The 22294-nt window shown below is 66.9% G+C and carries 21 protein-coding genes; 15 read left to right on the forward strand and 6 right to left on the reverse strand.

Translation table 11 applies throughout. The annotated features are described in order from the left end of the window. The first annotated feature begins 14 nt into the window (after positions 1 to 14). Both AC5LXX_RS06395 and AC5LXX_RS06400 read left to right on the forward strand, forming a co-directional pair. Entirely contained in the window at positions 15 to 536 is a 522-nt protein-coding gene (locus tag AC5LXX_RS06395) for a phospholipase D-like domain-containing protein (RefSeq protein WP_493410851.1), read from the forward strand. Positions 537 to 660: 124 nt separating this feature from the next. Beyond that, complete coding sequence (locus AC5LXX_RS06400) at positions 661 to 1305, forward strand: phosphoribosyltransferase (RefSeq protein ID WP_493410852.1); 645 nt, start codon at positions 661 to 663, stop codon at positions 1303 to 1305. Positions 1306 to 1312: 7 nt separating this feature from the next. On the opposite strand, the gene AC5LXX_RS06405 is transcribed toward AC5LXX_RS06400, so the two are convergent. Further along, entirely contained in the window at positions 1313 to 2530 is a 1218-nt protein-coding gene (locus AC5LXX_RS06405; RefSeq protein ID WP_493410853.1) for a polyhydroxyalkanoate depolymerase, read from the reverse strand. A 172-nt stretch (positions 2531 to 2702) separates the two neighbouring features. Here AC5LXX_RS06405 and AC5LXX_RS06410 point away from each other — a divergent pair, with 172 nt between their 5' ends. Further along, positions 2703 to 3332, forward strand: coding sequence for a glutathione S-transferase family protein (locus tag AC5LXX_RS06410; protein ID WP_493410854.1), 630 nt, complete (start codon positions 2703 to 2705; stop codon positions 3330 to 3332). Between the two features lie 173 nt (positions 3333 to 3505). After that, entirely contained in the window at positions 3506 to 3712 is a 207-nt protein-coding gene (locus tag AC5LXX_RS06415; RefSeq protein ID WP_124453959.1) for a hypothetical protein, read from the forward strand. 110 nt (positions 3713 to 3822) lie between these two features. Here AC5LXX_RS06415 and proP read toward each other — a convergent pair whose 3' ends face one another. Next, positions 3823 to 5313 carry a glycine betaine/L-proline transporter ProP gene (gene proP, locus AC5LXX_RS06420; protein ID WP_493410855.1) on the reverse strand — a complete coding sequence of 497 codons (1491 nt, stop codon included), beginning with the start codon at positions 5311 to 5313 and terminating at the stop codon, positions 3823 to 3825. A gap of 540 nt (positions 5314 to 5853) precedes the next feature. On the opposite strand from proP, the gene AC5LXX_RS06425 reads away from it, so the two are divergent. After that, the gene (locus tag AC5LXX_RS06425; RefSeq protein WP_493402771.1) at positions 5854 to 6186 is read left to right on the forward strand and encodes a YnfA family protein; all 333 of its coding nucleotides are present in this window, start codon (positions 5854 to 5856) and stop codon (positions 6184 to 6186) included. 27 nt (positions 6187 to 6213) lie between these two features. Here the strand turns inward: AC5LXX_RS06425 and dnaQ are convergent, their stop codons facing one another. From dnaQ to AC5LXX_RS06440, 3 genes are read right to left on the reverse strand one after another with little or no spacing between them, the layout of a single operon-like run. Continuing rightward, positions 6214 to 6948 carry a DNA polymerase III subunit epsilon gene (gene dnaQ / locus AC5LXX_RS06430; protein WP_493410856.1) on the reverse strand — a complete coding sequence of 245 codons (735 nt, stop codon included), beginning with the start codon at positions 6946 to 6948 and terminating at the stop codon, positions 6214 to 6216. Positions 6949 to 6986: 38 nt separating this feature from the next. Then, entirely contained in the window at positions 6987 to 7430 is a 444-nt protein-coding gene (rnhA, locus tag AC5LXX_RS06435; RefSeq protein WP_069256291.1) for a ribonuclease HI, read from the reverse strand. Next, positions 7427 to 8239 carry a class I SAM-dependent methyltransferase gene (locus AC5LXX_RS06440; protein WP_124453950.1) on the reverse strand — a complete coding sequence of 271 codons (813 nt, stop codon included), beginning with the start codon at positions 8237 to 8239 and terminating at the stop codon, positions 7427 to 7429. Before AC5LXX_RS06440 ends, rnhA begins: the two co-directional genes overlap by 4 nt. Before the next feature lie 18 nt (positions 8240 to 8257). On the opposite strand from AC5LXX_RS06440, the gene gloB reads away from it, so the two are divergent. The 8 genes from gloB to AC5LXX_RS06480 all read left to right on the forward strand — a co-directional run bounded on the left by gloB (position 8258) and on the right by AC5LXX_RS06480 (position 18739). Further along, complete coding sequence (gene gloB / locus AC5LXX_RS06445) at positions 8258 to 9064, forward strand: hydroxyacylglutathione hydrolase (protein WP_493410857.1); 807 nt, start codon at positions 8258 to 8260, stop codon at positions 9062 to 9064. A 151-nt stretch (positions 9065 to 9215) separates the two neighbouring features. Further along, a complete protein-coding gene (locus tag AC5LXX_RS06450) occupies positions 9216 to 10790 on the forward strand; it encodes a transglycosylase SLT domain-containing protein (protein ID WP_493410858.1) in 1575 nt (524 codons plus the stop codon). 152 nt (positions 10791 to 10942) lie between these two features. After that, complete coding sequence (locus AC5LXX_RS06455; RefSeq protein WP_493410859.1) at positions 10943 to 12160, forward strand: MFS transporter; 1218 nt, start codon at positions 10943 to 10945, stop codon at positions 12158 to 12160. Between the two features lie 365 nt (positions 12161 to 12525). Continuing rightward, entirely contained in the window at positions 12526 to 13671 is a 1146-nt protein-coding gene (gene carA, locus AC5LXX_RS06460; RefSeq protein ID WP_493410860.1) for a glutamine-hydrolyzing carbamoyl-phosphate synthase small subunit, read from the forward strand. 36 nt (positions 13672 to 13707) lie between these two features. Beyond that, on the forward strand, positions 13708 to 14367 hold the full coding sequence (gene leuE / locus AC5LXX_RS06465; protein WP_006490589.1) for a leucine efflux protein LeuE: 660 nt from the start codon (positions 13708 to 13710) through the stop codon (positions 14365 to 14367). Positions 14368 to 14416: 49 nt separating this feature from the next. Further along, positions 14417 to 17671 carry a carbamoyl-phosphate synthase large subunit gene (gene carB, locus AC5LXX_RS06470; protein ID WP_493410861.1) on the forward strand — a complete coding sequence of 1085 codons (3255 nt, stop codon included), beginning with the start codon at positions 14417 to 14419 and terminating at the stop codon, positions 17669 to 17671. A 118-nt stretch (positions 17672 to 17789) separates the two neighbouring features. Continuing rightward, positions 17790 to 18266 (forward strand): transcription elongation factor GreA, encoded by a 477-nt coding sequence (gene greA, locus AC5LXX_RS06475; protein ID WP_021163362.1) that lies wholly within the window; start codon positions 17790 to 17792, stop codon positions 18264 to 18266. Positions 18267 to 18280: 14 nt separating this feature from the next. Further along, positions 18281 to 18739: a DUF4149 domain-containing protein gene (locus tag AC5LXX_RS06480; protein ID WP_021163361.1), complete on the forward strand. Its 459-nt coding sequence runs from the start codon at positions 18281 to 18283 to the stop codon at positions 18737 to 18739. Between the two features lie 48 nt (positions 18740 to 18787). Here the strand turns inward: AC5LXX_RS06480 and AC5LXX_RS06485 are convergent, their stop codons facing one another. Beyond that, positions 18788 to 19315: a YhbY family RNA-binding protein gene (locus AC5LXX_RS06485; protein ID WP_493410862.1), complete on the reverse strand. Its 528-nt coding sequence runs from the start codon at positions 19313 to 19315 to the stop codon at positions 18788 to 18790. A gap of 192 nt (positions 19316 to 19507) precedes the next feature. Between AC5LXX_RS06485 and AC5LXX_RS06490 the strand changes: the two genes are divergently transcribed. Both AC5LXX_RS06490 and ftsH read left to right on the forward strand, forming a co-directional pair. After that, positions 19508 to 20170 (forward strand): RlmE family RNA methyltransferase, encoded by a 663-nt coding sequence (locus AC5LXX_RS06490; protein ID WP_124453935.1) that lies wholly within the window; start codon positions 19508 to 19510, stop codon positions 20168 to 20170. Between the two features lie 166 nt (positions 20171 to 20336). Beyond that, positions 20337 to 22235 carry an ATP-dependent zinc metalloprotease FtsH gene (gene ftsH, locus AC5LXX_RS06495; protein ID WP_493410863.1) on the forward strand — a complete coding sequence of 633 codons (1899 nt, stop codon included), beginning with the start codon at positions 20337 to 20339 and terminating at the stop codon, positions 22233 to 22235. Positions 22236 to 22294: the final 59 nt, after the last annotated feature.

The following is a 22294-nucleotide window of genomic DNA, read 5'->3' on the forward strand; positions in this document are numbered from 1 at the left end:
TTGGCGTCGCTACAATGGCGCCCGCCATGAGACCAGCCGCCATTCTTCTCGCCGCGCTTTGCTGCGCGACGAGCGCCCACGCCAGCCTGATTCCGTCCGACGCCGCATCGGTCGGCACATACTTTTCGTATGACAATGCGGCGGCCGACGCGACCGTCGACCTGATCGAACAGGCACAGCGTCGCGTGCTGCTGGCCGGCTATGTGCACGTGCCGCCGGCCGTCGCGAGCGCGTTGCGCGCGGCCCGCGCGCGCGGAGTCGAGGTTCGTGTCGTGCTCGTGCGCTCGCCGCACGCGGGCCGGTACAGCGGCGCCGGTTACCTGAAGTCCGCGGGCATTGACGTCGCGATCGATTCGCGGCATGGCGGCTCGCCGCCGCGCTTCGTGATCGTCGACGACAGCGTCGCGCTGACGACGCTGTCCGACGGCGCGGCCGCGCATGCCGAAACGGTGAATGTGTTCCAGCGTGCGCCCGAGCTCGCGCAATCCTACGCGCAGTCGTTCTGGCGGCTGTACCGGCAGGCCGGCGGCCTCTGATCCTTTCCCCGGCGCCGCGCACGCCGGTGTGACCCCGCTTGCATCGGCGCGGCCGATGAACCATGCTCGTTGACAGGCGCCGGCGCGGGTTTCGCGCATCCGGCGCAACGGCAGGGAGCCGATCGTGACCGAGTGTTTTGCCGATCGCGCCGATGCAGGCCGCCAGCTGGCCGACGCATTGTGCGATTACGCGGGGCGGAGCGACGTCGTCGTGCTCGCGTTGCCGCGCGGCGGCGTGCCCGTCGCGCATCCGGTCGCCTGCGCGCTGCGCGCGCCGCTCGACGTGCTGGTCGTGCGCAAGCTCGGCGTCCCGTTCGATCCCGAACTTGCAATGGGGGCGATCGCCACCGGCGGCGCGATGCATCTGCAGCGTTCGGTGATCCGTTCGATGGACGTGTCGGACGTGCAGCTCGCCGACGTGATCGTGCGCGAGACGGCCGAGCTCCATCGCCGCGAAGCGCTGTATCGCGGCGCGATGCCGCCGCTGCCGGTCGACGGACTCACCGCGATCGTCGTCGACGACGGCGTCGCGACCGGCGCATCGATGCGCGTCGCGCTGCAGGCGTTGCGCGAGCGCCGCCCCGCGCGCATCGTCGCGGCGGCGCCGGTCGCGCCGGCTAATGCGCGGCATGTATTCGACGATCTGGCCGACGCATTCGTCACGGTATCGCAGCCGCTGCGGTTCTTCGGGATCAGCCAGTTCTACGCGCGCTTCGAGCAGACGAGCGACGACGAGGTGCGCAGGCTGCTCGAAGCAGCGCGGCCCTGACGCCGGATCACGGCCGCCGGGTGCGGCGCGTGCGCGGGCGCGCCGCTTCCGCCAGCGCGAACACGCGCTGCAGCGCCGGGTGGACGTTGCCGCGCCAGCGCGGCCCCGTGAACAGCCCGTAGTGATCGCAATCGTCGATATCGACGCGATGGCGTTCGCCGGCCGCGAGGCCGCGACAGAGGTCGAGCGCCGCATGCGTCTGGCCGGCGCCCGTGACGGCATCGCATGCGCCTTCGACCGTCAGCAGCGTGACGCCGCGCAGCGCGGCCGGCTCGACGCGCGTGCCGCCCACGTCCCACGTGCCGGTCGCGAGGCTCATGCGCTGGAACACGATGTCGACCGTATCGAGAAAATAGTCGGCCGGCATGTCGAGCAGCGCGGTGTATTCGAGCAGCGCACGCCGCGCGCCGGCGAGCCCGGCCATGTCGAAGCGCGACGCGGCCAGCGCGTAAGCCTCGATCAGCGTCAGGAACCGCTGCGGATACAGCAGCGCGATCTCGCCCTGCTGCAGATAGGTCGGGAACACATGGCGGCCGTGCCCCGCGAAGCCGGGCGGCACGATGTCGATCAGGTGGCGGCGGCACCAGTCGAGCGAGCGCGCGGCGGCGGCCGTGCCGAGCGCGCTCGGATTCAGGCGCGCGTCGAGCGGGCCGCCGATCAGCGTGACGCTCGCGGGCGGTGCGAGGCCGCGGGCGGCGCGCAGCGCCAGCGCGCCGAGCGCCGGCACGGTCGCCTGGCATACGGCGACGACGTGCAGCGGCCGGTCGTCGTGCGCGAGCCCGCCAACGAAGCCATCGAGCAGCGCGACGTATTCGTCGAGCCCGAAGCGGCCTGCTTCGAGTGGCACGTCGCGCGCATTGCGCCAGTCGGTCACGCAGACGTCGCCGTCGGCGAGCAGCGTCTCGACGGTTTCCCGCATCATCACGGCCGCGTGCCCGGCGAGCGGCGCGCACAGCAGCACCGTGCGCCGCGCGTCGGCACGCGCGAAGCGCCGCAGGTCGCAGAACGGCGTGCGGGCGGCGACCTGCTCGTCGACGGCCGGCCGCCCGATGTCGAAGCGCGGCGGCCCGGCCGACGGCCCGAGCAGCGGTTCGAACAGGTCGTCGTAGCATGACGACGCGGCGTGCGGCAGCGTGGCCGCGGGCCACGCATCGAACGCGTGCCGCGTCGCCGCGCGCCAGGCGCGCATCCATTCCCGCTGCTGCTCGACGAGGGCATACCACATGGCGAACCTTGGGGCGGAAGGGGCGTGAATCTGCATTATGGTCACTGTCGCCGCGCAGCGGGAGCCGGAAAGCACGACCGTCTGCTGCGCATCAAGCGCGCGGGTACGCTAGCCGATGCCGCGCGACGCTGCTACAGTCGTCGATCCCATCCCCAGAAGCGGAGCGTTTGCGATGAAGCTGATCGGCATGCTGGATTCCCCGTTCGTGCGCCGCGTCGCCATTTCGGCGAAGCTGCTCGACCTGCCGTTCGAACACGAGTCGATCTCGGTGTTTCGTCATTTCGAGCAGTTCAGTACGTTCAACCCGGTCGTCAAGGCGCCAACGCTCGTGACCGACGACGGCGCGACGCTGATCGATTCGTCGCTGATCGTCGACTATCTCGATCACCGCGTTGCGCCCGAGCGGCGCCTGCTGCCGGAGGCCGCCGATGCGCGGCTGCGCGTGCTCGTGCCGGTCGGCTTTGCGCTGGCGGCGGCCGAGAAGTCCGTGCAGGTCGTCTACGAACAGGCGCTGCGCCCGTCCGACAAGCAGCACGCGCCGTGGCTCGAGCGTGTACTGGGGCAGGTCGAGGCCGCGTACGGCCAGCTGGAGCCGCTCGTCGCGGCCGCCAACGGCTGGCTCGGCGGCGCGCGCCTGCTGCAATCCGACGTGACGGTCGCGGTCGCGTGGCGCTTCACGCAGTTCATGGCGGCCGACTACCCGGCGCTCGCGCGGATCGATCCGGCCCGTTACCCGGCGCTGGCCGCACATTCGGCGCGGGCGGAACAGCTTCCGGCATTCGTCGAAACGCCGCTCGTCTAGGCCGCGCGGGGCGGCGCGAGGCGGTGCCACGCCGCTGTCGGTTGCCCGCCCGGCCTTGCCCGGCAAGCCGCTGCCGATTGTTCTCTGCGGCTGACAAGTGACTTCGCATTCGCGCTGTTTATCCGGAAGCGGCCGGTCCCTAGAATCCACTCCATCGAATCACGCATTGCCAGATGGAGCAGATGATGAAAGCCCTGATCGAATCGAGCCTGTACCACCCGTCCGTCGTGTTGCCGCTTGCCGCGCTGACGCAGTTGATGGTCGAGCGCGATTTCAATCTCGGCCAGGTCGGGTTGATCATGGCCACGCGCGGTGCCCAGGCGGCCGTGTCGCGTTCGCGCGCACTGATCTTCTGCCGTCACTGCGAAGCGCGCGCGTGAAGGCGTCTGCATCGAGAGCATGAAAAAAAGCCCGGCCGACGCAAGCCGGTCGGGCGGATCGGGTTCGATCGGGCCCCGGCTTCGGCCGGGGCTTTTGCATTGTGCGACGCTTACGCGCGGGCAGGAGTCACAACGCCGTAGATCTCCGACTCGTCGTCCTCCTCGCGCAGCTGGCGCGCGAGCTGGTGCGCTTCGCGGCGCGTCGCGACGGCCGGCGGCGAGCCCTTCAGCGGCTGGCGCGCGGTTTCGGCGAGCGCGACCACCGACACGATGCCGATCACGGCGGCGCCCATCATGTAGTACGCGGGCATCATCAGGTTGTGCGTCACGTCGACGAGCCACGCGGTCACCAGCGGCGTCGTGCCGCCGAACAGCGATACCGACACGTTGAAGCCGATCGCGAGCGCGCCGTAGCGGATCTCGGTCGGGAACAGCGCCGGCAGTGCCGACGGCATCACACCGGTGAAGCACGACAGCAGCACGCCGAGGATCAGCAGGCCGCCGAACACCGACGCGGTGGTGCCGGCGTGAATCAGCATCATCGACGGGATCGACAGCACGAGCAGGCCGACACAGCCGGCAAGCATCACGGGCTTGCGGCCGACCTTGTCCGACAGGCGGCCGGCGTACAGCGTCATCGGCATCATCAGCACCATCACGATCAGCACGAGCACGAGGCTGTGCGATTCGTCGAAGTGCAGCGTCGACGACATGAAGCTCGGCAGGTACGACAGCACCATGTAGTCGGTCACGTTGAAGATCAGCACGAGGCCGACGCACAGCAGCAGCGCACGCCAGTTGCGCATCAGCGTTTCGCGGAAACGCGCCTTCGGCACGGCCTTGTCCTGCGCTTCGCGCTCTTCCGCCTGGCGCTTGAACGCGGGTGTTTCCTCGAGCTTCATCCGGATGTAGAGACCGATCAGGCCGAGCGGGCCGGCGATCAGGAACGGCACGCGCCAGCCCCACGACAGCAGCGCTTCATGCGACAGCGACGCGGTGAGCAGCGCGACGACGCCGGCGCCCATCACGTAGCCGATCAGCGTGCCGAACTCGAGGAAGCTGCCCATGAAGCCGCGGCGCTTGTCGGTCGAGAATTCGGCGATGAAGGTGGCGGCGCCGCCGTATTCGCCGCCGGTCGAGAAGCCCTGCACGAGACGCGCGACGAGCAGCAGCACGGGCGCCATGATGCCGATCGACGCGTAGCTCGGGATCAGGCCGATCGCGAACGTGCCGACGGCCATCATGATCATCGTCGCGGCGAGCACGCGCTGGCGGCCGATGCGGTCGCCGAGCGGGCCGAACACCATGCCGCCGAGCGGACGCACGAGGAACGCGGCCGCGAACGTGCCGAAGGTCGCGAGCAGCTGCGCGGACGGGCTGCTGGACGGGAAGAACACCTTGCCGAGCGTGACGGCGATGTAGCTGTAGACGCCGAAGTCGAACCATTCCATCGCATTGCCGATGGCCATCGCGCTGACGGCGCGCTTGAGCAGGCTCTGATCGACGACGGTGATGTCGTCCGCGGCGAGCGGGGCCTCGCCGGACGGCGAAGCGGTGGAAGAAGCAGCGGTCGGGCTGACGTGTGTTGCGGTCAAGGTCATGCACTCCTTTGACTGCGCCGGAACGGGCGGGCCGTCCGACACGGTTTGCCGGCGAGCGCGGTGTCGGATGCGGCGCGTCGGGGCAGGCCATTAAGCACTTACTGCACACAAGGCGGCAAGAAGCCATAAGGGGCTGCTTCGACGCGGGCCCGATGGGCCGTCGCGACAGTGCGCTCATGAAGAATGGGCCGCGTGATGCTGGCGGCAGATGCCGGTGCGGACGATGTGTCCGGCGTTCCGGCAATGCCCCGAAGGGGCAACGAAACGAGAAAAGCGGGCCTGTCGGGCGGGCTTTCCTGTGGGTGCAATTTCGGTCGAAAGGCCGGCCCGCCATGCGCGGACGGACTTCTCTCGAAATTGAATAGACAGAGATTGAATGTCGAAACAGGCGACATGATAGCACGATGACGGATGATCGTGCAAATTGCCGGGCGACGCCCGCCCGGCGGGGCATTCGGCGCGGCCTGCTCGGGTATGATCGGCGGCGCGCGGCGGGGCCGTGCGGCACCCGGCGACGGGGCCGAATTCACGAGGAACCGGATGACCGAACTGATCAGGATCGCGGCGCTGTTCGCCGCTACCGCGCTCGCCGAAATCGTCGGCTGCTACCTGCCGTGGCTCGTGCTGAAGGGCGGGCGCCCGGGCTGGCTGCTGGTGCCGGCTGCACTGTCGCTCGCGCTGTTCGCGTGGCTGCTGACGCTGCACCCGAGCGCGGCCGGGCGTACCTATGCCGCGTACGGCGGCGTCTACATCGCGGTGGCGCTGGTCTGGTTGCGGGTGGTCGACGGCGTCGCGCTGACCCGCTGGGACGTGGCCGGCGCGGTGCTCGCGCTCGGCGGGATGGCCGTCATCGCGCTGCAGCCGCGCGTGTAGGCGCGGCCGCAGCGCGTGCCGTGGGCGTCAGGCCGCTTCCGCGCCGACCGCGTCGCCTGACGCGCGCCACACGCAGGTGCCCTTGACCGACTTGTCGAGCTCGTCGAGCTGCGCCTGGTGCGCGGCAAGCTCGTCGTCGCTCGCGGCCAGCACGGCCAGGTCGAGCGCGGCGAGCGACACGCGCTGGCCGTTCGCCGCGCCGCCGTCGGCGCCCCCGTCGTCGAGCATGTCGATCACGAGGCTGTCCTGGCCGCGCGTCATCGCGAGATACACCTCGGCGAGCAGTTCCGAGTCGAGCAGTGCGCCGTGCAGCGTCCGGTGCGCGTTGCTGATGCCGAAGCGGTCGCACAGCGCGTCGAGCGAATTGCGCTTGCCGGGGAACATCTGCTTGGCCTGCACGAGCGTGTCGATCACGCCGCCGCAATGTTCGGTGAACGGCGGCAGGCCGAGCCGCGCGAATTCGGCGTCGAGGAAGCCCAGGTCGAACGGCGCGTTGTGGATGATCAGCTCGGCTTCTTTCACGAAGTCGAGGATCTGGTGGGCGACTTCCGCGAATTTCGGCTTGTCGCTGAGGAATTCGGTCGTGAGGCCGTGCACCGCCAGCGCGCCCGGATCGCTGTCGCGCTCGGGGTTCACGTAGAAGTGCAGGTTGTTGCCGGTGAGCCGCCGGTTCAGCAGCTCGACGCAGCCGATTTCGATGAGGCGGTCGCCCGTGCGGGCGTTCAGGCCGGTGGTTTCGGTATCGAGAATGATCTGGCGCATGTCGGGAAAAACGAAGAAAACAGGGGAGCGGCCGGTGTTCAGGCCGTGAGCGATTCGACGCCGCGATTCGCGAGCGCGTCCGCGCGCTCGTTTTCGGGATGGCCCGCGTGCCCCTTGACCCAGCGCCACTCGACTTCATGCTGCGCGACGAGCGCGTCGAGCCGCTTCCAGAGGTCGGCGTTCTTCACGGGGGTCTTCGCCGCGGTGACCCAGCCTTTCTTCTTCCAGCCGTGGATCCACTCGCTGATGCCTTTCTGCACGTATTGCGAATCGGTATGCACGACCACCTGGCACGGCCGCTTCAGCGCTTCGAGCGCGGCAATCACGCCCATCAGCTCCATGCGGTTGTTGGTCGTGTTCGGCTCGCCGCCGAACAGCTCCTTCTCCTTGTCGCCGTAGCGCATCAGTGCGCCCCAGCCGCCGGGGCCGGGGTTGCCCTTGCAGGCGCCGTCGGTATAGATGTCGATCGTATCGATTGTCATGAATGTTCTTGATGGGTAGTCGGGGAGGCCGCCGGCGTCAGGCCCGGTGCGAGCACGGGCTTCTTCATCTTGATCTGGCCGACGAGACGCATGCCGCGCACGCGCTTGACGGCCGTCACCATGTAGACGGCGCCGAAGATCGGCCACCAGCGGTCGCCGGCGGCCTCCATGAAGCCGTAGCGCGCCAGCCACTTGTCGGTGGCAAGCGGCGGCCGGTAGCAGCCGAAGCGGCCGCGTTCGAGGTCGAAGCCGAGCAGCTTGATCCAGTCCTTGAGCCGGATGAACGCGATCTGGTCGCGCGTGGCCGGCACGAACGGGTGGTTCGCCATGCGCCCGAACGACTGGCGCATGCCCCACAGGCTGAGCGAATTGAAGCCGGTGATCACGAGCTGGCCTTCCGGCATCAGCACGCGCTCGGCCTCGCGCAGCAGGCGGTGCGGGTCGGACGTGAATTCGAGCGTGTGCGGCATCACGATCAGGTCGACGCTCTGCGACTCGAACGGCAGGTCGAGCAGGTCGCACCAGGTCGTGCTGCGATCGGCGGGCGCGTGCGCCGGCGCATGCGCTTCGCGTGCCCACGGGTACTGGTACGGCGCGCTCGCGCCGCTCGCCGGGTCGAGCACGAGGCCGCGATACGGCATGCGGTTCTCGCGCAGCGCGTCGAGCTGCGGCAGGCCGAGCTGCAGCGCGTGGAACCCGAAGACGTCGGACACGATCCGGTCGAGCTGCGCCTGCTCCCAGCCCAGCACGTAGCGGCCGGGAGGCGAGTCGGTCCAGGCGGGCCAGTCTATAATTTGACGGTCAGACATAACGATGATTGCGCGCCCATGAACGAGCTGGAATACGTGCCGGTTCCGGCATTCGAAGACAACTATATCTGGCTCGTCTCGGACGGCCGCGATGCAATCGCCGTCGATCCGGGTGAAGCCGCGCCCGTACGCCGGGTTCTTGCCGAACGAGGCTGGCGGTTGACCGCTATTTTACTCACGCACCACCACGCCGACCACGTCGGCGGTGTCGAGGCGCTGCGTAATGGCCAACCGGCCGATGCTCCGCTGACCGTTTACGGCCCGGCGGCCGAAGCGATCGGCGTGGTCACGCGGCCGCTGGCGGGCGGCGATCGCGTGACGCTCGACGCGCCGGCCGCCGCGTTCGACGTGCTCGACGTGCCCGGTCACACGCGCGGCCACATCGCCTATTTCCAGGCGGCCGGGCAGCGCAACGCCGCGCCCCACGTGTTCTGCGGCGACACGCTGTTCTCGTGCGGCTGCGGCCGCCTGTTCGAAGGCACGCCCGCGCAGATGCTTGCATCGCTCGACGCGCTCGCGGCGCTTCCGGGCGACACGCGCGTGCATTGTGCACACGAATACACGCTGTCCAATATCCGCTTCGCGCTCGCGTGCGAGCCCGGCAATGCGGCGCTCGCCGCGTGGCGCGACGAAGCGCAGGCGCTGCGCGCGCGGGGCGTGCCGACGCTGCCCACTACGATTGCTCACGAGCGTGCCGTAAACCCGTTCATGCGGGCGGACAGCGCGGCGATTCATGCCACGCTCGAGGCCGAGCTGCACGAAACAGTGCCGGATCGTCTGGCGGCATTCACGCTGATGCGCGAGTGGAAAAACCGGTTCCGATGATGATTTCCGGAGGACTCCAAAGCTCAAGCGGTGTCTGTAAAAATTGCTCCAAATGTAGGATTTCGCTGAGTTTTCGGTGTTTTTATTGACGTGAAGCACGCACTTCCGTAGTATCGCCTGCAATTTCCAGCCGTCGGAAGCCGAGATTTTCATGCGACTTATATTGAGTGCGATGGTGGTGCTGCTACTCGCCGCTTGTGCGAGCCAGCCCCCTGTCGCCAACAACGCCGCCGATTCGCAGGCGACGTCCAACTACCTCCGTAAATCAGCCACCGCCAAAGAAACTGTCGACGTCGACAAGCAATCCGTCGGCGACCTGACCAGTGCCGACTCCGATCTGTGGGGGCGCATTCGCCGCGGCTTCCAGATGCCCGACCTGCAGAGCGACCTCGTCGACATGCAGACGACCTGGTACACGCAGCGTCCCGATTACGTGCAGCGCATGACCGAGCGCTCGCAGAAGTACCTGTACCACATCGTCGAGGAGCTCGAGGCGCGTCACATGCCGACCGAGCTTGCGCTGCTGCCGTTCATCGAGTCCGCGTACAACCCGCAGGCGCTGTCGGTCGCGAAGGCGGCCGGCATGTGGCAGTTCATGCCGGGTACGGGCCGCACGTACAACCTGAAGCGCAACATGTGGCAGGACGAGCGTCGCGACGTGCTCGCGTCGACGAGCGCCGCGCTCGACTACCTGTCGCGCCTGCATGACATGTTCGGCGACTGGTACCTGGCGCTGGCTGCGTACAACTGGGGCGAGGGCAACGTGCAGCGCGCGATCGCGCGCAACCAGGCGGCCGGCCTGCCGACCGACTACCAGAGCCTGCGGATGCCGAACGAGACGCGCAACTACGTGCCGAAGCTGCAGGCGGTGAAGAACATCATCGCGAGCCCGCAGCAATATGGCCTGGCGCTGCCGGACATCCCGAACCACCCGTATTTCGTGACGGTCACGACGTCGCGCGACATCGACGTGGCAGTGGCCGCGAAGCTCGCGAACCTGCCGCTCGACGAGTTCCGCTCGCTGAACCCGTCGTTCTCGAAGCCGGTGATCCTCGGTGCGACCGAGCCGCAGATCCTGCTGCCGTTCGACAACGCGTCGGCGTTCGAGAAGAACCTGAAGGCCTACAGCGGCCAGCTGTCGACGTGGACCACCTATACGGTGAGCGAGCGGGCGCGGCCGGCCGCGATCGCCGAGAAGATCGGCGTCGACGCCGATACGCTGATGTCGGTCAACAAGATTCCGGCCGGCATGCGCCTGAAGCCGGGTTCGACGATCGTCGTGCCGCGCGGCGACGACGACGACGAGGACATCAGCGCCGACGTCGCCGAGAACGGCGCGCTCGCGATGGAACCGGACGTACCCGACACGCGCAAGATGCTGATCCGCGTGCGCCGCAAGCAGTCGATGGCGGCGATCGCCGGCCGCTACGGCGTGTCGGTCGGCCAGCTGAAGGCGTGGAACCGCACGCACCGCGATCTCGCGATGCCGGGCCAGGCGCTCGTGCTGCACGTGCCGGTCGGCCGTTCGGTGCCGGCGGAACCCGGCCCGGAACGGATCGCGACGTCGGTCGGCGGTGCGCACATCGAGCGTGCCAGCCTCGCGGTGGGCGGCAAGTCGCACGGCGCGAAGCGCGGTGCGGCAAAGCCGGCCGCCAAGTCGGCGAAGGCGGCGCCCGCCAAGGCTGCGCCGGCCAAGGCCGCTGCGCACAAGGGCAAGAAGAAGTAACGCAGCCGCCCCGCGCAGCGCGCGCCGATCCGCGCGATTGCGCTATCATCCGACGAAATGCGACGAAACGCCGTCACCGAGGTGACGGCGTTTTCGTTTGTGCGCGGCGCGGGGGCGCTGCTTCGGGTGTCTTCATGTGACAAGGGGAAGCAATGTCGTCGGTGCAGGTGAGGGTGCTCGCGCTGTTCTCGGTCGGGTATTTCGTGTCGTATGTATTTCGCGGCGTCAATCTGGGCTTCGCGCCGTTCGTCACGCACGAACTCGGGTTGTCGGCCGCTGATCTCGGCCTGCTGACCAGCCTCTATTTCCTCGGTTTCGCGGGTGCGCAGATCCCGGCCGGCGTGATGCTCGACCATTTCGGCCCGCGTCGCGTGACGGCCGGCATGCTGCTGTTCGCGGCGGCCGGTGCGGCCGTGTTCGGCGCCGCCCACAGCCTGGGCACGATGATGGCCGGCCGGCTGCTGATCGGCGTCGGCGTGTCGGTATGTCTCGGCGCGGCGTTCAAGGCGCTCGCGCAGCATTTCCCGGTCGGCCGGCTGCCGCTCGTCAACGGCCTCGTGATGGCCGTCGGCGGCCTCGGCGGCGTGATGGTCGGCTCGCCGCTGACCTGGCTGCTCGGCTGGGCGAGCTGGCGTGCGATCTGTTTCGGTCTCGCGGTATTGACGGTGGCCGTCGCGGCGTCGATCGGCTTCGGTGCGCCCGAAGCGACGCAGGCGCGCCACCAGGGCGGGCTCGTCAGCCAGTTCAAGGGCACGTGGCACATCCTGAGCAGCCGTGCGTTCTGGAAGATATCGTCGTTCTCCGTCGTCACGCAGGGCGTGTTCTATGCAATGCAGTCGCTGTGGGTCGGGCCTTACCTGCGCGATGTCGCCGGATTCGATGCACCGCGTGCCGCGCGCCTCGTGTCGGTGCTCGGCTTCGCGATGATGGCCGGCTGCGTCGGCTTCGGCGCGGCGGCGCGCGTGCTCGAGCGGCGCGGCGTATCCGTCTATGCGTTCTGCGGTGTCGGGATGGCGCTGTTCGTCGCGACGCAGGTCGCGATCGTCGCGGGCGTGCCGCTGCCGCCGGCCGTGCTGTGGGCGGCATACGGGATGTTCGGCGGCGTCGGCATCCTGACCTACGCGGTGATGGCCGGGCACTTTCCCGCCCACCTGATCGGCCGCGCGAACACGACGCTCACGCTCGTGATCTTCCTGTTGATCTTCGCGTTCCAGATCGGCGTCGGCGCGGTGCTGTCGCACTGGCCCGCGGTCGACGGCCGTTATCCGGCTGCCGCGCACTTCACCGCATGGGGTGTGCTGCTCGCGCTGCAGCTCGCGAGCGCGGTCTGGTACGTGTGGCCTGCGCGCAGCACTGGCCAAGCGCACTGATCCGGCGGTACGCTGAAGGGTAGGGCGGCTGCGGAAACAGGGCCGCAGCACGCTGCGCCGCGCTTCCGGGTGCGGCGCGCGTACGATCGGACGGCCATATCGATTGAAGATAGGGCCATTTTCAGGCTATAATTTGAAAGTTTGTGCTGATCAACCTCGCACCCTAGCGCCTACCTCTTTCATCCCGTTCATCCGCCGCACGCCGCCTGCCGGGCGATGCCGCGAAGCCTCGTGCGCCACGCGCCGGGTTCGCGACTCGACAACGCAGGCCGCGTCCAGCAAGCGACCGCGCGCGCCCACGCAGCGCGGCGCGCGCGCGGCAGGGTAAACAGGTCGGCAGCAGGGTGTTCCCCAAGGAGCCTCCCGTGTTGCCGTCTTTTTCTCCCGCCTTGCTTGCACTCGCCGACGGCACGGTCTTTCGTGGTTATTCGATCGGGGCCGAAGGCCACACGATCGGCGAAGTCGTGTTCAATACCGCGATCACCGGCTATCAGGAAATCCTGACTGACCCGAGCTACTCGCGCCAGATCGTCACGCTCACCTATCCGCATATCGGCAACGTCGGCGTCAATGCCGAAGACGTCGAAGCCACGAAAGTCCATGCCGCCGGCCTGATCATCCGTGATCTGCCCACGCTCGCGTCGAATTTCCGTATGGAGCGCACGCTCGGCGACTACCTGCGCGACGAAGGCGTCGTCGCGATCGCCGGCATCGATACCCGCAAGCTGACCCGCATCCTGCGCGACAAGGGCGCGCAGAGCGGCTGCATCCTGGCCGGCTCGGACGACGAGGCGAAGGCGATCGAGCTCGCGCGCTCGTTCGCGGGCCTCGCGGGCATGGATCTCGCGAAGGTCGTGTCGACCACCAAGCCGTTCGAGTGGAAGCAGACCGAATGGCGCCTCGAAGGCGGCTACGGCATGCAGGAAGCGCCGAAGTACCGCGTCGTCGCGTACGATTTCGGCGTCAAGTACAACATCCTGCGCATGCTCGCGGAGCGTGGCTGCCACGTGACGGTGTTGCCGGCACAGGCGAGCGCGGAAGATGCGCTCGCGCTGAATCCGGACGGCATCTTCCTGTCGAACGGCCCTGGCGATCCGGAGCCGTGCGACTACGCGATCGCGGCCACGAAGCAGTTCATCGAGCGTGGCGTGCCGACCTTCGGCATCTGCCTCGGTCACCAGATCATGGGCCTCGCGGTCGGCGCGAAGACGCTGAAGATGAAGACGGGCCACCACGGCGCGAACCATCCGGTGAAGGATCTCGGCGACGGTCGCGTGGTGATCACGTCACAGAACCACGGCTTCGCGGTCGACGCCGATTCGCTGCCGGCCAACGCGCGCGTGACGCACGTGTCGCTGTTCGACGGCACGCTGCAGGGCTTCGAGCTGACCGACAAGCCGGCATTCTGCTTCCAGGGCCACCCGGAGGCGTCGCCCGGCCCGCACGACATCGGCTACCTGTTCGACCGTTTCACCGCGCTGATGGACGCGGCGAAGCAGCGCAACGCCTAAGTCACTGACGCAACCGAAGGACGGGAGATTCACATCATGTTCGGCCACGCACTCGGCATCACGGATATCTGGACCTACGTGTTCGGCGTGATCTTCATCATCCTGCTGCCGGGGCCGAACTCGATGTACGTGCTGTCGCTTGCGGCGCAGCGCGGCGTGAAGGCCGGCTATCGCGCGGCCTGCGGCGTGTTCGTCGGCGATACGGTGCTGATGGTGCTGTCCGCCGCGGGCGTCGCGTCGCTGCTGAAGGCGAACCCGCTGCTGTTCTCCGTCGTCAAGTACGGCGGCGCCGCGTACCTGCTGTACATCGGCACCGGGATGCTGCGCAGCGCGTGGAGCAAGCTGCGCGCGCGCGGTGATGCGCCGGTCGATGCCCCGCAGGCGGTCGACGGCGAGCGGCCGTTCCGCAAGGCGCTGATCGTGAGCCTGCTGAATCCGAAGGCGATCCTGTTCTTCATCTCGTTCTTCATCCAGTTCGTCGACCCGGCATTTCCGCATCCCGCGCTGTCGTTCGTCGTGCTCGGGGCAATCGCGCAATGCGCGAGCTTCCTGTACCTGAGCACGCTGATCTTCGCGGGCGCGCGGCTCGCCGAGCATTTCCGCCGCCGCCGCAAGCTTGCGGCAGGCGCGGCGAGCAGCGTGGGCGGCCTGTTCATCGGTTTCTCGGTGAAGCTGGCGCTCGCGACCATGAGCTGAGCGCTGCCGGCCGACCCACGACAACGATTACTTATTGAATTCACAAGCCATGCCAAAACGCACAGACATCAAGAGCATCCTCATCATCGGCGCCGGCCCGATCATCATCGGCCAGGCGTGCGAGTTCGACTATTCGGGCGCGCAGGCTTGCAAGGCGTTGCGTGAGGAGGGCTACAAGGTCATTCTCGTCAACAGCAACCCGGCGACGATCATGACCGACCCGAACACGGCCGACGTGACCTACATCGAGCCGATCACGTGGGAAGTCGTCGCGCGCATCATCGAGAAGGAGCGCCCGGACGCGATCCTGCCGACGATGGGCGGCCAGACCGCGCTGAACTGCGCGCTCGACCTGCACCACCACGGCGTGCTCGAGAAGTTCGGCGTCGAACTGATCGGCGCGTCGCCGGAGGCGATCGACAAGGCGGAAGACCGCCAGAAGTTCAAGGACGCGATGACCAAGATCGGTCTCGGTTCCGCGAAGTCGGGCGTCGCGCACTCAATGGAAGAGGCGACCCAGGTGCACGCCGAGATCATGGCGCTCACCGGCGGCAGCGGCTACCCGGTCGTGATCCGTCCGTCGTTCACGCTCGGCGGCTCGGGCGGCGGTATCGCGTACAACCGCGAAGAGTTCGAAGAGATCTGCAAGCGCGGTCTCGACCTGTCGCCCACGCGCGAACTGCTGATCGAAGAATCGCTGCTCGGCTGGAAGGAATACGAGATGGAAGTCGTGCGCGACCGCGCCGACAACTGCATCATCGTCTGCTCGATCGAAAACCTCGACCCGATGGGCGTGCACACCGGCGACTCGATCACGGTCGCGCCGGCGCAGACGCTCACCGACAAGGAATACCAGATCCTGCGTAACGCATCGCTCGCGGTGCTGCGCGAGATCGGCGTCGACACGGGCGGCTCGAACGTGCAGTTCTCGATCAACCCGAAGGACGGCCGCATGGTCGTCATCGAGATGAACCCGCGCGTGTCGCGTTCGTCGGCGCTCGCGTCGAAGGCGACGGGCTTCCCGATCGCGAAGGTCGCCGCGAAGCTGGCGGTCGGCTATACGCTCGACGAGCTGAAGAACGAAATCACGGGCGGCCAGACGCCGGCATCGTTCGAGCCGACGATCGACTACGTCGTCACGAAGATCCCGCGTTTCGCGTTCGAGAAGTTCCGTGAAGCCGATTCGCGCCTGACGACGCAGATGAAGTCGGTCGGCGAAGTGATGGCGATCGGCCGCACGTTCCAGGAATCGTTCCAGAAGGCGCTGCGCGGCCTCGAAGTCGGTGTCGACGGTCTCGACGAGAAGTCGACCAACCGCGACGAGATCGCGATCGAGATCCACGAGCCGGGCCCGGATCGCATCTGGTACGTCGGCGATGCATTCCGCATCGGCATGACGGCCGAGGAAATCTTCGCGGAAACCGCGATCGACCCGTGGTTCCTCGAGCAGATCGAGCAGATCATCCTGAAGGAAAAGGCGCTTGCGGGCCGCACGCTCGCGTCGCTGACGTTCGACGAGCTGCGCTACCTGAAGCAGAGCGGTTTCTCCGACCGCCGCCTCGCGAAGCTGCTCGGCGCGACGGCGGAAGACGTCCGCCGCCGCCGCGTGGAACTGAACGTGCGCCCGGTCTACAAGCGTGTCGACACCTGCGCGGCCGAGTTCGCGACGAAAACGGCCTACATGTACTCGACCTACGAGGAAGAGTGCGAGGCGCAGCCGACCACCAACAAGAAGATCATGGTGCTGGGCGGCGGCCCGAACCGGATCGGCCAGGGCATCGAGTTCGACTACTGCTGCGTGCACGCGGCGCTCGCGATGCGCGAGGACGGCTACGAAACGATCATGGTCAACTGCAACCCGGAAACGGTGTCGACCGACTATGACACGTCCGACCGCCTGTACTTCGAGCCGCTGACGCTCGAAGACGTGCTCGAGATCGTCGACAAGGAAAAGCCGGTCGGCGTGATCGTCCAGTACGGCGGCCAGACGCCGCTGAAGCTCGCGCTCGACCTCGAGGCGCACGGTGTGCCGATCGTCGGCACGTCGCCGGACATGATCGACGCGGCCGAAGACCGCGAACGCTTCCAGAAGCTGCTGCAGGACCTCGGCCTGCGCCAGCCGCCGAACCGCACCGCACGCGCCGAAGACGAAGCGCTCGCGCTCGCCGACGAAATCGGCTACCCGCTCGTCGTGCGCCCGTCGTACGTGCTGGGCGGCCGCGCGATGGAAATCGTCCACGAGCCGCGCGACCTCGAGCGCTACATGCGCGAGGCCGTGAAGGTGTCGAACGATTCGCCGGTGCTGCTCGACCGCTTCCTGAACGACGCGATCGAATGCGACGTCGACTGCATCTGCGACGGCGAAGCCGTGTTCATCGGCGGCGTGATGGAGCACATCGAACAGGCCGGCGTCCACTCGGGCGACTCGGCATGCTCGCTGCCGCCGTACTCGCTGTCGAAGGAAACCGTGGCCGAGCTGAAGCGCCAGACGGGCGCGATGGCGAAGGCGCTGAACGTGGTCGGCCTGATGAACGTGCAGTTCGCGATCCAGCAGGTGCCGCAGGCGGACGGTTCGAAGCAGGACATCATCTACGTGCTGGAAGTGAACCCGCGTGCGTCGCGCACGGTGCCGTACGTGTCGAAGGCGACCAGCCTGCCGCTCGCGAAGATCGCGGCGCGCGCGATGGTCGGCCAGAAGCTCGCGCAGCAGGGCGTGACGAAGGAAGTCGAGCCGCCGTACTTCAGCGTGAAGGAAGCCGTGTTCCCGTTCGTCAAGTTCCCGACCGTCGATCCGGTCCTCGGGCCTGAAATGCGTTCGACCGGCGAAGTGATGGGTGTCGGCCAGACGTTCGGCGAAGCGCTGTTCAAGTCGCAGCTCGCGGCCGGCTCGCGCCTGCCGGAGTCGGGCACGGTGCTGCTGACCGTGATGGACGCAGATAAGCCGAAGGCCGTCGAAGTCGCGCGCATGCTGCACGACCTCGGCTACCCGATCGTCGCGACCAAGGGCACGGCTGCCGCGATCGAAGCGGCCGGCGTGCCGGTGAAGGTTGTGAACAAGGTGAAGGACGGCCGTCCGCACATCGTCGACATGATCAAGAACGGCGAGATCGCCCTCGTGTTCACGACGGTCGACGAGACGCGCCAGGCGATCGCCGATTCGCGTTCGATCCGCATGAGCGCGCAGGCGCACAAGGTCACGTACTACACGACGATGTCGGGCGCGCGCGCGGCCGTCGAAGGCTTGCGCTACCTGAAGGATCTGGAAGTCTATGATTTACAAGGTCTTCACGCTCGCCTAAACTAAGCAGTCAGTTACCTGTCGAAGCAACACGTGCCGCGATTAGGCGGTGTTTCCAGTGCATCGGAAGCGCGCTTAATCGCGGTGATTTTTTTTATAGCCGTTTTTAGCGATTGAGCCGTTTATGAGCACCATTCCGTTGACAAAGCGTGGCGCAGAGCAACTGCGCGATGAATTGCAGCGCCTCAAGTCCGTCGAGCGGCCGGCCGTGATCAACGCGATCGCGGAGGCCCGCGCACAGGGCGACCTGTCCGAAAACGCCGAATACGATGCCGCGAAGGAAAAGCAGGGCTTCATCGAGGGTCGTATCGCGGAAATCGAATCGAAGCTGTCGGCCGCGCAGGTCATCGATCCGACCGTGCTCGATGCCGAGGGCCGCGTGGTCTTCGCATCGACGGTCGAACTCGAGGATCTCGAGTCGGGCGATACCGTCAAGTACCAGATCGTCGGCGACGACGAAGCCGATATCGATCACGGCCTGATCTCGGTCAGCTCGCCGATCGCGCGCGCACTGATCGGCAAGTCCGAAGGCGACGTCGCGGCCGTGCAGGCGCCGAGCGGCGTGCGCGAGTACGAAATCATCTCGGTCAGCTACATCTGAAGCGGGGCGACGTGATGCCGCATCGCGTGTTCCGTCTGCTGTCGGCCGTGTGGGTCGGCAGCCTGCTGACGATCGGGTATGCGGTCGCGCCCGTGTTGTTCAAGACGCTGGAGCGGATGACGGCCGGTTCGGTCGCCGCCCAGCTGTTCCGTATCGAGGCGATCCTCGGTGTCGTGTGCGGCGTGCTGCTGCTCGCGTTGTCGAACCAGCAGGTGCGGCGCGGCAGCAGCGAATATCGCCGCGTGCGCTGGGTCGTGGCCGCGATGGTCGTGTGCGTGCTGGTCGGGTATTTCGCGCTGCAGCCGTTCATGAACGCGCTGCGGGTAGCCGCGATGGATGCGGGCACCGATATCGCGAACTCGCCGTATGCAAGCCGCTTCGGGATGCTGCACGGCGTCTCGAGCGTGTTCTACCTCGTCGAGAGCGTGCTGGGGCTGATGCTGATCTGGCGTCTGCCGGCACGCGACGCCTGAGCGCCGCGCGGGCAGGGCGGCACGGGATGCTCCGTGCCGCATGCGTGCTTACTTGTCCTGGAACGGCCGCTTGGTGCTGGCCTGGCGCTTTTTCGCACGCTTCACGTTGCCGCCGGCCGTCACGCGCTCGTTGCCGCGCACCGTGACCTTGACCGGCTTCGGGCGGCGCACGGGGCTCGCGTTCGGCGACACCTTGACGACCTTGACGGTGCGCGGCGCACGGCCTTTCTTGTCGTCGACGGCTTCGGCCGCGCTCGGCAGCGTGCCGGCACGACGGCCGCGGGTCGGGGCCGCCACGGCGGCTTCGGGCTTCCAGATCACCAGCAGCTTGCCGATGTGCTGGATCGGCGCCGCGCTCAGGCGGTCGCAGATCTCGTCGTAGATCGCGATGCGCTCGTCACGCTCGTCGCCGAACACGCGGATCTTGATCAGCTGGTGCGCGTCGAGGTGCACCTTGATTTCTTTCAGCACGGCGTCGGTCAGCCCTTCGGCGCCGATCAGCACGACGGGCTTGAGCGCATGGGCCTGGGAGCGCAGCGCGGAGCGCTCGGCGGGAGAAAGCGAAAGGGCGGGCATGGAAATGTCGAAATCTAAATAAGGGCGCGCTGACTGAATGGCGATCGCGGAAGTTACCGCGTCAGCCGTGCGCCGAAACCACGTAAAATCGCGGCTTGGGCCTGAAAAGGGGCCGCAGCCGCGCGAAGAAGACGCGTATTATCCGCTAAAAGCGCGGCTTCACGAAGCAATTGGCAGCAATCTCTCTCTCGAATGGCAAAAAACCGCTTCAACCAGCACTGGCTGCACGACCACATCAACGACCCGTACGTCAAAATGGCGCAGCGGGAGGGCTATCGCGCGCGTGCCGCGTACAAGCTGAAGGAAATCGACGAACAGGACAAGCTGATTCGTCCGGGCCAGGTGATCGTCGACCTCGGCGCGACGCCGGGCAGCTGGAGCCAGTATGCCCGCAACAAGCTCGCGCAGGGCAAGAAGCGTGACGCGGAGCGCGAAGGCGGCATCGACGGCACGATCGTGGCGCTCGACATCCTGCCGATGGAGCCGATCGCCGACGTCCACTTCCTCCAGGGCGACTTCCGCGAGGACAGCGTCCTTCACCAGCTCGAAGAAGTGCTCGAAGGGCGCTCGGTGGACCTTGTTATTTCCGACATGGCCCCCAACCTCTCCGGCGTGGCCTCGGCGGACGCGGCGCGCATCGAGCATCTGTGCGATCTGGCGCTCGAATTCGCGCAGAATCATCTGAAGCCTGACGGTGCGCTGCTCGTGAAGTGCTTTCACGGCAGCGGCTACAGCCAGATCGTCGAGAAATTCAAACAGCAGTTTAAGACCGTCGCGCCGCGCAAGCCGAAGGCGTCCCGCGACAAATCGTCCGAAACGTTCATTTTGGGTCGGCATCTGAAGCATCCGCGGTGACGCGGAGCGGGATGCCGCAAACGGGCTCCGGCCCTTGCCAGACAAGCGAAGCGCTATCGCGGCGGTTGTCAATGCTTATGGCGGGGGTGGTCGGACTGGATTAGAATGACCGAGGGGCGCCGCAAGGAAAATGTAGGCGCTCGTCTACGAGTGAAGGAGTGGTGCTTTGAACAACAATATGTTTTCGAAGGCAGCGGTGTGGCTGGTGATCGCACTGGTGCTGTTTACGGTGTTCAAGCAGTTCGACAAGCCCCGCGTCCAGGAAGGCGTGTCCTATTCGCAGTTCATGGACGACGCCAAGAACGGCAAGGTCAAGAACGTCATCGTTCAGGGGCGGAACCTCACCGTCACTCCGGCTGATGGCCAGAAATACCAGATCGTGTCGCCCGGCGACATCTGGATGGTCGGCGACCTGATGAAGTATGGCGTGCAGGTCAGCGGCAAGGCCGACGACGAGCCGAACGCGCTGATGTCCGCGCTGTACTACCTCGGGCCGACGATCCTGATCATCGTGTTCTGGTTCTACATGATGAGGCAGATGCAGGGGGGCGGCAAAGGCGGCGCGTTCTCGTTCGGCAAGTCGCGCGCGCGGCTGATCGACGAGAACAACAACGCGGTGAACTTCTCCGACGTCGCGGGCTGCGACGAAGCGAAGGAAGAAGTGTCCGAGCTCGTCGACTTCCTGCGCGATCCGCAGAAATTCCAGAAGCTGGGCGGTCGCATTCCGCGCGGCGTGCTGCTCGTCGGCCCTCCGGGTACCGGCAAGACGCTGCTGGCCCGCGCGATCGCGGGTGAAGCGAAGGTGCCGTTCTTCAGCATCTCGGGTTCGGACTTCGTCGAAATGTTCGTCGGTGTCGGTGCGGCCCGTGTGCGCGACATGTTCGAGCAGGCGAAGAAGCACGCACCGTGCATCGTGTTCATCGACGAAATCGACGCGGTCGGTCGCCATCGCGGCGCCGGCATGGGCGGCGGCAACGACGAGCGCGAACAGACGCTGAACCAGATGCTCGTCGAGATGGACGGCTTCGAGGCGAACTCGGGCGTGATCGTGATCGCTGCAACCAACCGTTCCGACGTGCTCGACAAGGCGCTGCTGCGTCCGGGCCGTTTCGACCGCCAGGTCTATGTCGGCCTGCCGGACATCCGCGGTCGCGAGCAGATCATGCGCGTGCACCTGCGCAAGGTGCCGATCGCGAACGACGTCGATGCGGCAGTCATCGCACGCGGCACGCCGGGCTTCTCGGGCGCCGATCTCGCGAACCTCGTGAACGAAGCTGCGCTGTTCGCGGCCCGTCGCGGCAAGCGCATCGTCGAGATGCAGGATTTCGAGGACGCGAAGGACAAGATCTTCATGGGTCCGGAGCGCAAGTCGGCCGTGATCCGCGAGGAAGCGAAGCGCGCGACCGCGTATCACGAATCGGGCCACGCGGTGATCGCGAAGCTGCTGCCGAAGGCCGACCCCGTGCACAAGGTCACGATCATTCCGCGCGGCCGTGCGTTGGGTGTCACGTGGCAGCTGCCGGAGCATGACAACGAGACGTACTCGAAGGACTACCTGATGGACCGCCTCGCGATCCTGTTCGGTGGCCGCGTCGCGGAAGAGTTGTTCATGAACCTCGTCAGCACCGGCGCATCGGACGACTTCAACAAGGCAACGCAGACGGCACGTGCGATGGTCGCGCGTTTCGGCATGACCGATGCACTCGGACCGATGGTCTACGTCGACGACGAGAACGATGCATCGCCGTTCGGCCGTGGCTTCACGCGCACGATCTCGGAAGCGACGCAGCAGAAGGTCGACTCGGAAATCCGCCGCGTGCTTGACGAGCAGTACAGCCTTGCGCGCCGTCTGCTCGAAGAGAACCGCGACAAGGTCGAAGCGATGACCGCCGCACTGATGGAGTGGGAGACGATCGACGCCGATCAGATCAACGACATCATGGAAGGCCGTCCGCCGCGCTCGCCGAAGAGCTCGCCGGCTGTCGGCGGCGATTCGTCGGGCGGCGGCAGCAGCGCGGAGGTCAAGCCCGCTACCGCGCCGGCACCGGCTTCGCCGGCGGCATAACCTCCGCTGTAGCACCGTTCACGGGCTGGTGTGGCTTCACACCGGCCCGTTTTGCATTC

Source organism: Burkholderia torrens, from assembly GCF_984668525.1.